We start from the raw sequence: 13,391 nt of genomic DNA on the forward strand, positions 1-13,391 counted from the left end.
CATAGTCTTAACGGTGAGCTGATTTTGGAAGACAAAGCCGGGTTAGATTAATTTTCAGATTTTATCTCAAGGCTGGTTATAATTTAACTAAAGATACTGATTTTCAGGACAGCCCAAGGCACAGGCTTATGTTATTGATTGACGCATTTATCCGGTTTTCCGCACTGGGCTTGTTGCTGCTTATGACTGTGCTGGCCATTAAAGATCTGCCGCGTTCCAGGCGTTGTACTTTAATGGTGGCTACAAACCTCTGCCTGGCAAGCTTTCTGCTTGGCTCTATGCCCGCTGAATTTGCGCTTCCTATGGTGTGGCAAGTTCCCTTTCGGTTACTGGATACTTTGCTTTTGCCGGTTACCTGGGTATTTGTGTTAACCCTTTTTCATCGAGATTTCAGGCCAGGAAAACTCCATTGGCTTGCTTTAATTGCAGTAAGCGCCTCTATGCTGGCTGAACGGGCTGTTTGGCTGGGTTGGTTGAATGAGCTGCCTGCGTGGTGGCCCGTTGTTGTCATTGCGCTGTCACTTTTTCTGTTGGCACATATGATGTTCGTTACGCTAATAGGCCGGAATGATGACTTAATTGAAGCCCGGCGTACTTATCGACTTTATTTTCTGTTCATTATTTCTGCGTCTATTTTGGTCGCAATTTTGGTGGGGTCTATTTGGTTGCAAAGCTCCCAGTCTACAATTAATGCACTGAGCGTCTGGCTTCCCATTTTTTCCATGAGCCTATGGGTATTAAAGGGTGACACGTCTGCGCTGACTTTTTATCGGAACGCGTCTCAGAAAAAGCAATTGTCAGCAGTGGATAAAAGAATACTGGCCGAACTCGACAAGCTAATGACACAAGACAAGGTGTATTTAGAAGAGGCTCTGGTCATTGCTGATTTGGCCAAAAAGCTGGGTGTGGCAGAGCATAAATTGAGAACCTTGATAAACACCCAAACGGGCTTCACTAACTTCAGCCATTACATTAACTCTTTCCGGCTTAAAGGCGTGATGGACTGCTTCTCAGAACGGGAGAACGACCACCTGCCCATTTTAACCATTGCACTGAATAACGGGTTTAACTCCTTACCGCCTTTTAATCGTGCCTTCAAAAAAGAAACCGGAATGACGCCGTCTCAATTCCGAAAAAACCTGCAGAATTTTCAAAATTGACGTGATTTTTTTCATAATCGACCAGCTTTTGTTGGGTTGCCTTTCTATTCTGAATGGACTTATCAGAACCAAAGGTAATTAGTTATGAAAGCTTTAAACTTAAAGAAACTCGGTTTGTGGTTAGTTGTTTTATTGCTTGCTCTCAGCGCGACCAGTTTCGGTGTTATGTACTACCAGGTGAATAAAGCCTGGGGAGAATATGTTCCTGTTGTAGACCCTGCGCTTTATGTAAAAACTCAGAGAGCTTACGCCATTACCAACGCAAACGTGTTGTCTGATAATGGACAGTACATGCGTCCTAATCAGACGGTGTTGATTCAAGAAGGCAAAATAACAAAAGTGGGGAGCGACCTCTTATTACCTGAGGATGCGCAAGTCATTGATGGCACAGGCAAGTTTATAATTCCCGGCCTTATTGATGCGCATGTACACTTATGGCAAAGCGCGAATGATTTGTTGTTGTATCTGGCTAATGGCGTTACCCATGTACGTGAGCTCAATGGTAGTGAAGAGCACCTGCAATGGCGTGCTGAAATTGCAGCCGGACGGCCGGGCCCGGACTTATTTGTGGCAACCCGACGTCATAATAGCTCAAGTGGTATTGCTGGCCTGTTCGACCGTTGGGCTGCAAAAATAAACCCGGTAGCCGATATCGACGAGATACCTGAGCGGGTAAACGAGATTAAAGACGCAGGCTACGATGCAATAAAAATTTACACGCTTTTAAGCAGTGACCACTTCTTTGCTTTTAACCAGGAGGCTAACAATAGCGATATACAAATTTTAGGGCATATTCCATATAACCTGCCACTTTCAGAGCTTTGGTCGTCGAACCTGAAAGAAATAGCCCATGTTGAAGAGGTTGTTAAAGCCCTGGACCGTGAGTTTGGTGGCTATGGCCGCGATAATACTGAGGCATTTCTGGAGTTTGTAGAAAAGCGCAGCACCGACATAGCGAGCCGTCTGGCAGAGAATGATATGGCGGTGGTTTCTACTCTGGCGCTTGTCGAGAGCTTTCCTGCACAGAAAAAGAGCGTAGAAAATGCACTGAGTCATGTTCATGTAGAGCATGTAAACCGGGGAATTGCCGAGGCTCTACACCCAAGTATTAAAGTCATGGGGTGGCTGCCTGAGGTAAACATTTATCGCTTGCCGGAGGACTATCCTGAAGAGCGCGTTCCCGGTAATCAGCGTTATTGGAAAGCTTACGCAAAAGCGAACCAGATACTTTTGCAGGCTATGCGCGATAATAGGGTCAAGGTTCTGGCGGGTACTGATGCAAATGTTCCTGTGATGGTTCCCGGGTTTTCCATGCACGACGAGCTTGCTGCGCTGGTTCGTACCGGCTATAAACCAGCTGAGGCATTGAGAAGCGCGACGGCTGAAACCGCACAGTGGATGGGGCTAAAAACGGGCGTCGTTGCTGCAGGTTACCAGGCAGACCTTGTGGTACTGAATAGTAATCCGCTGGTGGATATCCACAATACCAGAGCAATTTCGGGCGTTATGTCTAACGGACGTTGGTATTCATCTGAGGACACGCAAGCTATGTTAAAAGCGGTTCGGGATGCAAACGCAGGAGTTCTTGATTAGGCCTTGAGTCGGATACAATAACTTTTGGCTTCTTCGTCATTTTTCCACTGCACAATGGCCGAAAGTGTGAGTTTAATGTCATTCTGGACATTAATGTTTGTGTTAAAGTTCATAAATCCTCGCTAACTAGAGACCATGATGATTGCAGTTGGGATTGTAATTTATCCAGATATTCAGGCGATTGATCTTTCAAGTGCCTTGGATTGTTTTGGTCAGGCCAATCAAACTCTAACCGCAGCAGGGCGACAGCCCTGTTATCGCATATTCACTTTGTCACAAAGCAAAAATAATTTAAAAGCCGAGAATGGTTTGCAACTGTGTGCCGAATTCACACTGGAAGATTGCCCGGCCATTGATTATCTGGTGATTCCTGGAGGTGCAGGTGCTCGTGCGTTAACGGCGGATCCGATATTCATGGCGTGGCTGCGTGAGCAAGGTTCAAGTGCGCAAAAACTGCTATCAATTTGCACTGGTGCATACCTGCTAGCCCATAGTGGTCTAATGGATGGCTTAACGCTCGCCACTCACTGGCGCTTTGCTGAAGATTTACAGAAACGTTATCCCAAAGTACGAGTCAATCCGACGGAGCTGTACGTGAAAACCGGTAAATTCTACTCTTCTGGAGGTATGACTGCGGGTATAGACCTTTGTCTGGCCGTGATAGAGCAGGATTTAGGTGTTGCTATTGCTCAGTCAATAGCGCAAGAGTTCGTTATGTACTTGCGACGAAGCGGTAACCAATCGCAATATGCGAGCCCTTTAAAAATACAACATAGCGTAGAACAGCGTTTTACTCAGTTGCAGAATTGGCTTCTTGAGCATCTGGATCAACCACTGACCGTCGCTGATATGGCGGTACAGGTCGCATTAAGCGAACGTCAGTTTCGCCGGGTATTCCAAACCAGGTTTGCAATGTCACCAATGCAATATTTGCTGCACTTGCGGTTAGACAAAGCCAGAAGTCTGCTTTTATGTGATGGTTATCCCTTGCAGCGGATTAGTGTGGCAGTAGGAGTTAAGGATTCACGTAGCCTAATCCGGTTATTTAACAAAGCTTTTGGTTGCACACCGGGCGAGTATAAAAAGCACTTCTGTTAAGTAGGTGTCTTTAAATCATATTATTTGAAGAAGTTTATGCATGCTGAAGGGATTTCGTTGCGGATTGCTTCTTCAGTGCTCAATGTAAAAGTTAATTTTAAAATCAGGAGTTTATCGTGGGCTTTGTTAAAGTATTTTTGTTGATGGTTGGTATTCTTTCGAGTCTTGCTCATGCGAAGGAAAACTACGAGTTTGTGGAAAGCGGAATAACGTCATTTATGCAAGAGCAGAACGTACCAGCTATTTCTGTTGCCGTAATAAAAAATGGTGAGCTTAAGTTTGCAAAAGCCTATGGTACTCTAAATAGAGAAACCAACGCTCTGGTAACTACAACGAGCTTGTTTCAAATCGGTTCTCAGTCAAAGGTTATCACCAGTATGCTAGCACTGGCGTTAGTTGAAGAGGGTCAGTTAAAGCTAGACGATAATATTGATGATTTACTCCCTGGGCTATTTTCATCAATCGATAAAACAACGTTACGAAAAATTACCCTTGATACTCTGCTTAGTCATCGCTCAGGCCTTCCTAACTACCCTGACAATCTCACTCGTGTGGATGGTGACCCCTTGGAAGGTGGTTACACTGAGTCGCAGTTATTGGAGGCATTTAAATCGACAACGCTGGATTTTGAACCCACCAGCAAGTTTGCTTACTCTAACTTTAATTATGCCGTGATTGGCTACATCCTCAGCACAACAACAGGCAAGTCTTATGAAAAGCTCGTCGAAGAGTATTTGCCGAACAACCTGGGTGTTAGTGGTTTTTACGCTAGACTCCCCAGTGCTATGCAGTCAGCTATGGTTACGCCATACAGAAAAGACGATCGCAATATAGCTACTAAACCTTGGGACATGGGATTGCTGGCACCACACGGTGGGTTGTATTCATCAACCAGCAGCCTTTCAAAATTAATGTTGCAACAGATGGCCATGTATCAAAGGTTTACTGAAAACGAAGAAATATCACCTTTAATCTCAACACAAGCAAGCTATGCAACAGGTCTGTATGAAGGCTTGAATTATGGTTACGGGATGTTCGAAGCCACTCCGGAATTAGGTTTGTATCCGCAAACCGTTCTGTGGCATGGCGGTGATCTTGATGGTTATGGGTGCGAATATATTTTCTCACCTGGTTCACAAACGGGCATCGTACTTTTGACATCAAGCGGCGGTAGGGAGTTTGTGCTCCTAGGCAGAACGTTAATGCAAAAACTGCTGGCAGAAGAGGAGTCTAACACTTCAGAGTCTGCGACTGCCCGGGAATAGGTTGATTGAATCGTTATATGTCTGGCTAAATGCGGATAAGCGGCTCGCTCTCCTGAATAACAACCATATGTTACTGATTAAACACAAGCTTACAATTCCATGCTCACGTTTTACCAAAACATCATGTTAATTTGATTTTCAGCGGCTCAGGGATAATTGAGCATACTTTTTTATTGTCAGGATGAAAGTTAAAGCATGAAAAATTTATTAGTTTTGGGGCTTGTTGTTTTAAGTGGGGTCTTTAATGTTCAAGCAAAGGACATAGAGATAGAAAGCGATAGCAATATACAATTCCCGCCACAAGGTGACTTGATTTCAGTTGAGGATTTGCAAAATGACGTGGCTGAGTTAAAGACCTTGCTATCAACCGTCCATCCTGAGCCTAGCTTCACCATGAACGTCGCAGAGGTTGAAATTCAACTCGATAAGCTTACCCAAGAAATTGTAGAGCCAATGACACAGCTTGAAGCTTGGCAGTATTTCTCGCTCATGAATCCATTTTTCAATGATGGTCACATGCTTATTTCCTATCCAGAGTACAACCAGCGTTTAAACGACCATATTGATAACGGTGGGCGGCTCTTTCCCCTTCAAGTTGGAATCGATGAATCACAGAATATCTATGTTACTGGTATTGAAAACCTTGATGAAGATATCGAAGTTGGTGACAAAATAGCTGCGATTAATGGCATCGCCGCATCAGAAATTGTTGGCAACATTCTCAACAGAATGCATGGTGATACCGCCAGTAACCGGCGCGCATTCGCCGCGGAGCGATTTGCCAAGATGTATTGGCTTCTATATGGAGACACAGGCTATTACCAAGTCGATATTGATGATAGTGGCGACCTTAAGCGGTACTCAATCATTGGCAGCAATAACAGAACCGAGAGTGAGAATTCTGAAATTGGTGATTTTGTGCAACGTAAAATCTTGGCCAATGATATTGGTTATTTACGAATCGACCGATTTTACTACTCTCCTGATCACGAAGAGCCTTTTTTCAACTTCATGGAAGAATCATGGTTGGAATTTCACAATGCCAATGTACAAGATGTAATCATTGACGTTCGAAATAATCCTGGTGGAACCGATCACTATTGGCAGCTTGGCATTGCCCCTTATGTCGCAGATGAGTCCTTCTTGTTTCTATCAGGATTCAAGATTCGAATGACTGAGCGCAATATCAGGTTAGGACCGTTTAAAGGAGAATTAGGGGCTATCGTCGAAGGATCTTATGACGACCTAGTTGTGGTCGAGGAAGAGAATGACCTACGCATACCTGGCAAAGCCTATTTGTTGATGGGTCCTTTAAGTTATTCATCAAGCGTTTTGTTTTTAACCGCATTTCAAGACTCAGATCAGGCTTTAATTGCTGGCGAGTCTAGTGGTGCGAGATCATGTACGACTGGCAGAATTCACTCGTTTAGTTTTGACGGTTCACAACTAGAACTAACCATGCCAACCGCAATTTTCACACGACCTGCCGGTCAAGATCTGTGTAAAAAGCCGATTCAACCCGATATTTTAATATCAGATGAACCATCAGACCCTGATATAGCGGTGAAGCGATTAGCAGACGCTATTCTTGATAGGAGATAAGCTCACTTATGGCTTTAGTACTTATTCCCGGCTTGATGCTTTCCGACGATTTTTGTTCGTCCCAGCTCATTTAAGTAGGCCAGGTCAACAACGAAGCTGCCGTATACAGCAACGGCAGCTTCTTACCGTCTCTTAATCAACGGTATTAATAAGCGCTTTTGCGATATTCATTCCTATTTTGCGTAGCTCCGCAGCAGCACTTGGCGAGCTTGAATTACTTATCAATTTCATGCGTCATCCTTGGCTTTAAGTCGAAGCTCCATTAACCGAATTTCTTTTGCGATAAAATTTCGGTTGCTTTGAGAAAAAATCCACAGCTTAGTGGCGACTTGTGCATTGAAACTTAATATTAAGCAGACACCCCAGAATAATTGCTCTGTAGGCTCTGCAGTAAAAAATCTGTAGCCAGTAAAAAACATCACGAACGTCAGTAAAACAGCTAAGGCATAACCGATTTTCACGAGTTTGCCTGTCGACGATTGGAAGCCAAGTTTTAAATAGCCTGTAATGCCCTCGTTTTCACCCATCAATTCATCAAGCTCTTGAGATGCGTTAGACAGCTCTTTTTTAATACGGTCATCATGTGTCATTGTCGTTACTCCGGTTGTTCAAACAGTTGCTTAAGCTTGGCTCTAGCGCGTGATAGCCGAGACTTAACAGTGCCCTCGGGCAGGTTTAGCGAGAGAGCTGTCTCGCTCAGCGATAATTCATTTAAATAAAACAGTTCGACAACATCGCGCTCGTCTTCACTTAACTGTTGTATTAATTTGGGTAAGTCTCTCAATCCAATATCTGGCGATGGTAACTCTGCTTCGGGCGGTGCCTGGTATGACAGTTTTTGCTGTGCTCTGAGCCAGTCAGTTACCTCCCACCGCAATGCACGATAAAGCCAACTCCGAAATAAGCTGACGTCGTTGAGGCGTGTCAGTCGCTTATCCACTTTTATCCAGACATTCTGAACAAGGTCTTCTGCCACCATGACATCACCCACTCGCAATAATGCAAACCGTTTCATGGGGCGGTGGAATTCCTTATAAAGTGTTGAGAGTGCAGATGATCTTCCTTCTTGTGCTGCCAGCACTAATAGCTCAACTAATTCAGGCTTCATCTGCACACCTTTTTGTTTTGTCATTGGTGTTTGCCATGTTCAGAATAAGGGTTACTCTTTACTTGAGAAGCACTCATCTTGTCGCCTCAAATCGATTACTATGTAGAATAGACGAACGAACAAAGCTTTCGGTTCTCGGTATAGTGAATTCTTTTAAAATAAGTGGATGAGCTAATACGAAGAGCTGCTGGTTCAGACACTATGTTTTAACTCTGCCTGACAGCAAAAAGGGAGGCCTGTACACTTTTGCAGTCTAATTGCTCTTAGCTGACGGGCAGATTAGTGTTGATAAACGGCCCAATAAATAACCCCTAATCGGAAAAAATAAGACATTTCATGTTTGTTACTATCTTTATTTTCGAGCCAATGTAGAACAATGTCTTTGATGTAGCTTTCACATTACAGCGACTTTTTAGTCACATCAGCTTTGTTAACCTCGCAGCAATCCATCAAAAAATGACAGTGGGTTTTTAGAGGGTAACAATATGATTAGACAATTCAAACAGGTATCGTGGTTAGCTCTGTGGACACTCCTGATTAGCTTTCCACTTTTTACCTACGCAGCAGAGGCGCCCGGTGCGCTGACCGTTATAGTCAAAGATCAAAATACTGACAGGCCGCTCTCGAATGCGCAAATCACGATTACGGAACGGGAAACCTCTTCCACGCAAACTTTCGAAACCGACGAACAAGGTCGCATTGTCGCTGAACAGCTCGACCCGGGTCTTTACTCGGTGAATGCAACCAAAAGCGGGTTCACTGCAGTGTACGAACCAAGCGTACGCGTCATTACACGCAAAAATATCAAGATTGAATTAGAGCTTAGAGAAGTGGAAATTGAGAGAGTTGTTGTTCTGGGACAGCAAACCGATTCATTCGCATCAGCGTCTAGCACTTATCTTGATAGAGAAGCGTTGCGAAGTGCTGTGGGCGGTGGAGCCGATCCGCTACTCTCGTTGGACGGGTTGCCTGGCCTGGCGTCCGCCAGTGAATTCGCAAGCTTTAGTGTTCGCGGCCGTGGTCCAAGAGACAATTTGCTATTCGTTGATGACTTCCCCTTTGATAAAGCGGTGCACTTTGACGCGACACTGGGTGAAGAGGAAGACGTCGGCGGTGGTGGCCGCTTCTCGATATTCGCACCGAACGTTATCAGCGGAGCCGAATTCTCACCCGGTGGGTGGGGCGCGGCGTATGGTGGCCGGGCGGCGTCGCTACTCAAACTGGAAGTCGCCGATGGCAACCCAAGCCCCTCTGCAAGTTTTCGCTACGACCTTGCCGGCTATGAAGTTGGTTACGATGGTCCTGTCGGTATCACAGAAGACGCGACATTACTCGTTTCTGCTCGACGACTGGACTTCGGCGATTTGTTTGAAACTATCGATGAACTGGACATTGGTGAGCCTGTTTTAAGAGACGTCATCGTAAAGTCGGTCATACCAATTAATCAGAAAAATACATTGGAAATTTTACTGATTGATACACACGAGGATTATACTCGTGGCGTAACTCATGTTTTCGCATCACCCAATTTCGAAGATGCTGCGCTTCAAGATTCCGAACAAGACAGCGATATGTATGGATTTACCTTGCGCTCGTTGATCGGTGATACTGGTGTCTTGACCAACAAGGTTTACTACCGCAAAAGCGAAAAAACCAGTTCTGAGGGTGAGGCATTTCCTGAGCAAGTGCCTTCGGGGTCGCCCGCGTCCAGTTTTCCAGTGCGCGAAGACATCATTACTATCGGGGAAGAAGAAACCGAGATTGGCTGGCGAAGCGACTTCGAAACGCTGAATCAATGGGGCGTGTTCAGTGCCGGTATTCGAGTCACGCAAATGGATTTGGATTACGACACCGTCTTAGATGGTGACTGGAACCGATTTGTCTACGACGACGATGATTTTAGGCCAGACCCTGATCAACGTTATATTGTACTGACGCCGGAAAACATTAACTCTTCACTCAGTCAGAAGGAAACGAGCTTAGCAAGTTACGTGGAGCAAGTTTTTGAGTACGGTGATTGGGATTTTCGCACGGGTATGCGGCTTGAGCGGGACGGCTTTGCCGACGAAACTTTAGTGTCGCCCAGGTTCAGCGTTAACTGGCGACCCAGTAACACGGTTCGATACTTTGCCAGTGCTGGGTTATTTCATCAGTCGCCACGGTTTTTAGACCTTGCCGCTAACCAGTCTAACAATCTTGAGAACGAAGAAATCACACACAGCAGTGTCGGTTTTGAGTACTTCCCGAGCCAACGTTGGTCAATTTTGACCGAAGCCTATTATCAAAATCTCGATAATCTGGTGGTAGATCTTGACCGAGCAAACGGGACCTTTGCAAACATTGGTGACGGCACATCTTACGGTGTGGATATTGTCGCCAATGGTATGATTAGCGAAGGCCTGTACGCTACCGCAACCTATTCTTATAACGATGCTGAAGTCGACCGGAAAGACGGGCGCGGTGATGTAGCCGCTGAGTTTAACCGAGAGCATGTTGCTACCCTCGGCCTGACCTGGGAAATTAACGACCGCTGGAAGGTCGCCGGACGTTACAAATATCTTTCTGGCAGGCCAGACGACGAATTTATTATTCACTCAGATGTATTAGGGCCAGGACAACCTTTGCGCTATTCGAAAGAGATTACCGAGCGCAATGTCGGTCGCAAAAGCGGTTCCGGTATTTTGAATATTCGCGTTGACTATCGGCGCGCAGTTGGCCCTGTAGATGTAACTGCCTTTCTCGATGTCATCAACGTAACGTCTGCATCATCGGGCGACGACACCGAGTTTGACTACCGTCGGGGTGTTGAAGTGAAAGACGAAAGTGAGGCCGAGCCTCTGATTGGTTTACGATTCGATTATGCTTGGTAAAGAGGCTTGTTAATGAGCCTGATAAGGAGAACAGTAGATGACAAACGTGCTTGGTGCGGCGCCGATTAGAGTGTTGATTGTCGAAGATAACCGCGACATTTGTGGAAACATTGCCGCTTACCTGGAAAAGCATCGTTATATACTGGACTTTGCCTACGACGGTATCAGCGCTATGCACCTGGCGTTGACCAGCCCGTTTGACATTATTGTTCTGGACCTCATGCTTCCAGGGATGGATGGCCTAAGTTTTTGCAAAAAGCTGCGCGCTGATAGCAAGCTAGAAACACCAGTGCTTATGCTAACGGCGAGAGACACGGTTGACGATAAAATTAAGGGCTTCGAGGCGGGAGCTGATGACTATTTGGTTAAGCCATTTGCATTACAAGAGCTGCATGCGCGACTGCAAGCGCTTTACAAACGCAGTCACGGAAAAACCGATAACCTGTTAACGGTTGGAGAGCTGACTCTGAATCGATCCACGCTGCAAGTTCATCGCTCAGGGCGACGAATTGATCTCAACCCTACCGGCATGAAACTCCTTCAGCGATTGATGGAAGAAGCCCCGTCGGTTGTGACTCGCGGTGCTCTAGAGACGTTGTTGTGGGCTGACGAGCCTCCTGATGGTGATGCGCTTCGCTCGCATATGTACAAGCTGCGACAGGCTATTGATAGGTCATTTGATACTCCGTTAATTCATACAGTGCATCGCATTGGCTACCGAATTGCAGAGGACGTTCAGTAATGTATCGACACAGTTTGCGCACGCGTGTCGCCGTTGCATTTGCGATATGTGTTGCTGTGCTCAGCGTGGTCTGGGGATTCGCGTTCTTAGCGGCGGTCAGATTGAGCGAAGATCGTGTGCTAACCCAGCAGTTACAGCATGCTGCCGAAAACTATCCCGAGCTGGATACTAACTTACGCGGCTACGAAACGGTTGAAGGCTTGCCGGAATCTCTCCGAGAGTGGGCGCAGACAAACCCCGCTGCGGGCATACACGAATTCGAGGCCGCAGAGTTGCATGTTGCGGTAATACCTACCAACAATGAACAACAAGCCGCCTTCGTGGTTTTCGACGTTGCCGGAATTGAGGCACCATCGTCCGAAGATTGGTGGTATCTGCTGATTATTACCGGTGTTGTGGGCACCCTCGGTGTGCTTGGTTTCGGACTGGGAATTTTGGTGATGCGACGCGCAATCGCCCCTGTAACGCAGCTTGCCAAAGCAGTTGAGAACATCGACCTTGAGCATCTATCGGCCGAAGATCATAAACGCATCGAGTCTAGTCGGTTCGGCGATGATGAAGTTGGCATGCTCGCTGACACCATTGAAAAGACTCTTGAGCGTATCAGTGCCTTCGTTGAGAGGGAGCGATACTTTACCAGTTCAGCCAGCCACGAGTTGCGGACACCTATCACGGTGATAACCGGTGCGCTTGAGTTGCTTGAGCAAAGCGACCTGTCAGCGACTGATGTGAAGACGTTAAATAGAGTGAGGCGCGCCACGCTCGACATGAAAACCACGATTGAAATGTTTCTGTGCCTCTCTCGCGAAACCGACGACGGATTGTATAATGAAATGTTTTTAGTGATGCCTCTGGTGAGCCTGGCGGTAGATCAGCAGCGCTACCTGTTGAGTGGCAAGTTCGTTGATGTTGAAATTGACAAGCACGCAAAACCCATAGTCTACGGACATCCACAAGCTTTCTCTATCGCCGTCAATAATCTGGTGCGAAATGCGTTCGAGCACACGCTCGACGGGCAAGGGCCCATCACTGTTCGTATTAAACAGGACGAGCTCTTAGTCACCAATCAGGTGAGCAGTGACGCTGATGATCGACACACGCCGCCCGAGGCGTCGTCTCACGGATATGGTCTGGGGTTAGGTATTGTGCAACGGCTGTGTGAGCGCAATGGCTGGTCGTTTTCACTGCTCTCTGATGAGAAGCGTGTCATCGCCCGTCTTTCGTGGTAACGACGGCAAACCACTATTCTCATACAGGCGGCGTATCGCCTGCTAATTTTGAATAGCCGTACTTTGAGAATCTACAGGCTGTCTAATGCAAGCTGGGAAGCCCATCGTGGCGCGCGGTAATTTTAGTTTAAAAGGTGGTAGACAAGTTGAATCAGGTTTCATTGATAAAAAAGTGGTATAACCCCCTAACTTTTGTATTGGTTATGGTGTCACTAATTAGTTTAATTGCATACCTAACGCTTATTACAACGCCTAAAGGCTTGATGTTTAAGACTTACTTTTTGATGATGTCTGGTCCACTTTGTATCGTCTTTGCTGTTGGTATTATTTTTTCTACGAGAAGCTACCCATCACAGATAATTTTCGATTTTGAAAACGAACACATTGTGCTTGGTGCGGCCTTAACTATTAATTTTGATGAGGTAAAGATAGGACTAGTGCACTCAAAATTTGGTTTTATAGGAGTAAGTTTAGTTTTGAGTAGCGGTCAAGAATATATTTATCAAAATTTTTTTACATGTGATATCGATGAGGCTGAGTTTGCGTCACTGCTCAAAGATACTCCTTCGATAAAATATACTTATGCGAATAAAGTTTAAAGGTGTTCTGTGAAGATTGATCTACTCTCATAGAGAACAATTTTTACTTTTTCTTCTTCTATTTTTACATCCAATCAATTGCTCTAACGGCCGAACAATATTACGGTGAAAAGCTTGCCGCAGCG

Annotated in this window: 11 protein-coding genes; 9 read left to right on the top strand and 2 right to left on the bottom strand. The window is 45.8% G+C overall.

The window, feature by feature from the left end; all coding sequences use genetic code 11:
- The first annotated feature begins 128 nt into the window (after positions 1–128).
- From ACN0TF_RS08060 to ACN0TF_RS08080, 5 genes are all read left to right on the top strand, one after another.
- A complete protein-coding gene (locus ACN0TF_RS08060) occupies positions 129–1,160 on the top strand; it encodes a helix-turn-helix domain-containing protein (protein WP_417441511.1) in 1,032 nt (343 codons plus the stop codon).
- Positions 1,161–1,244: 84 nt separating this feature from the next.
- Positions 1,245–2,753 carry an amidohydrolase family protein gene (locus ACN0TF_RS08065; protein WP_417441512.1) on the top strand — a complete coding sequence of 503 codons (1,509 nt, stop codon included), beginning with the start codon at positions 1,245–1,247 and terminating at the stop codon, positions 2,751–2,753.
- A 135-nt stretch (positions 2,754–2,888) separates the two neighbouring features.
- A complete protein-coding gene (locus ACN0TF_RS08070) occupies positions 2,889–3,851 on the top strand; it encodes a GlxA family transcriptional regulator (RefSeq protein ID WP_417441513.1) in 963 nt (320 codons plus the stop codon).
- Positions 3,852–3,967: 116 nt separating this feature from the next.
- Complete coding sequence (locus ACN0TF_RS08075) at positions 3,968–5,116, top strand: serine hydrolase domain-containing protein (RefSeq protein ID WP_417441514.1); 1,149 nt, start codon at positions 3,968–3,970, stop codon at positions 5,114–5,116.
- Between the two features lie 195 nt (positions 5,117–5,311).
- Positions 5,312–6,718, top strand: a complete 1,407-nt coding sequence (locus ACN0TF_RS08080; RefSeq protein WP_417441515.1) for a S41 family peptidase — start codon at positions 5,312–5,314, stop codon at positions 6,716–6,718.
- A 227-nt stretch (positions 6,719–6,945) separates the two neighbouring features.
- On the opposite strand, the gene ACN0TF_RS08085 is transcribed toward ACN0TF_RS08080, so the two are convergent.
- Together ACN0TF_RS08085 and ACN0TF_RS08090 are read right to left on the bottom strand one after the other, a co-directional pair.
- On the bottom strand, positions 6,946–7,308 hold the full coding sequence (locus ACN0TF_RS08085; protein WP_417441516.1) for a DUF6768 family protein: 363 nt from the start codon (positions 7,306–7,308) through the stop codon (positions 6,946–6,948).
- A 5-nt stretch (positions 7,309–7,313) separates the two neighbouring features.
- Complete coding sequence (locus ACN0TF_RS08090) at positions 7,314–7,850, bottom strand: RNA polymerase sigma factor (protein ID WP_417441517.1); 537 nt, start codon at positions 7,848–7,850, stop codon at positions 7,314–7,316.
- 461 nt (positions 7,851–8,311) lie between these two features.
- Here ACN0TF_RS08090 and ACN0TF_RS08095 point away from each other — a divergent pair, with 461 nt between their 5' ends.
- The 4 genes from ACN0TF_RS08095 to ACN0TF_RS08110 all read left to right on the top strand — a co-directional run bounded on the left by ACN0TF_RS08095 (position 8,312) and on the right by ACN0TF_RS08110 (position 13,266).
- A complete protein-coding gene (locus ACN0TF_RS08095; protein WP_417441518.1) occupies positions 8,312–10,696 on the top strand; it encodes a TonB-dependent receptor in 2,385 nt (794 codons plus the stop codon).
- A 64-nt stretch (positions 10,697–10,760) separates the two neighbouring features.
- On the top strand, positions 10,761–11,438 hold the full coding sequence (locus ACN0TF_RS08100; protein ID WP_417441669.1) for a response regulator transcription factor: 678 nt from the start codon (positions 10,761–10,763) through the stop codon (positions 11,436–11,438).
- Between the two features lie 101 nt (positions 11,439–11,539).
- On the top strand, positions 11,540–12,667 hold the full coding sequence (locus ACN0TF_RS08105; RefSeq protein WP_417441519.1) for a sensor histidine kinase: 1,128 nt from the start codon (positions 11,540–11,542) through the stop codon (positions 12,665–12,667).
- 146 nt (positions 12,668–12,813) lie between these two features.
- Positions 12,814–13,266: a hypothetical protein gene (locus ACN0TF_RS08110; RefSeq protein WP_417441520.1), complete on the top strand. Its 453-nt coding sequence runs from the start codon at positions 12,814–12,816 to the stop codon at positions 13,264–13,266.
- The last annotated feature ends 125 nt before the right edge of the window (positions 13,267–13,391 follow it).

This window comes from Idiomarina sp., assembly GCF_048265525.1.
GTDB lineage: Bacteria > Pseudomonadota > Gammaproteobacteria > Enterobacterales > Alteromonadaceae > Idiomarina.

What these genes read in the sequence shown, in the direction of transcription:
- ACN0TF_RS08060 (WP_417441511.1), top strand. Translation starts at nt 129, where the DNA reads ATGTTATTGATTGACGCATTTATCCGGTTTTCCGCACTGGGCTTGTTG.
- ACN0TF_RS08065 (WP_417441512.1), top strand. Translation starts at nt 1,245, where the DNA reads ATGAAAGCTTTAAACTTAAAGAAACTCGGTTTGTGGTTAGTTGTTTTA.
- ACN0TF_RS08070 (WP_417441513.1), top strand. Translation starts at nt 2,889, where the DNA reads ATGATGATTGCAGTTGGGATTGTAATTTATCCAGATATTCAGGCGATT.
- ACN0TF_RS08080 (WP_417441515.1), top strand. Translation starts at nt 5,312, where the DNA reads ATGAAAAATTTATTAGTTTTGGGGCTTGTTGTTTTAAGTGGGGTCTTT.
- ACN0TF_RS08085 (WP_417441516.1), bottom strand. Translation starts at nt 7,308, where the DNA reads ATGACACATGATGACCGTATTAAAAAAGAGCTGTCTAACGCATCTCAA.
- ACN0TF_RS08090 (WP_417441517.1), bottom strand. Translation starts at nt 7,850, where the DNA reads ATGACAAAACAAAAAGGTGTGCAGATGAAGCCTGAATTAGTTGAGCTA.
- ACN0TF_RS08095 (WP_417441518.1), top strand. Translation starts at nt 8,312, where the DNA reads ATGATTAGACAATTCAAACAGGTATCGTGGTTAGCTCTGTGGACACTC.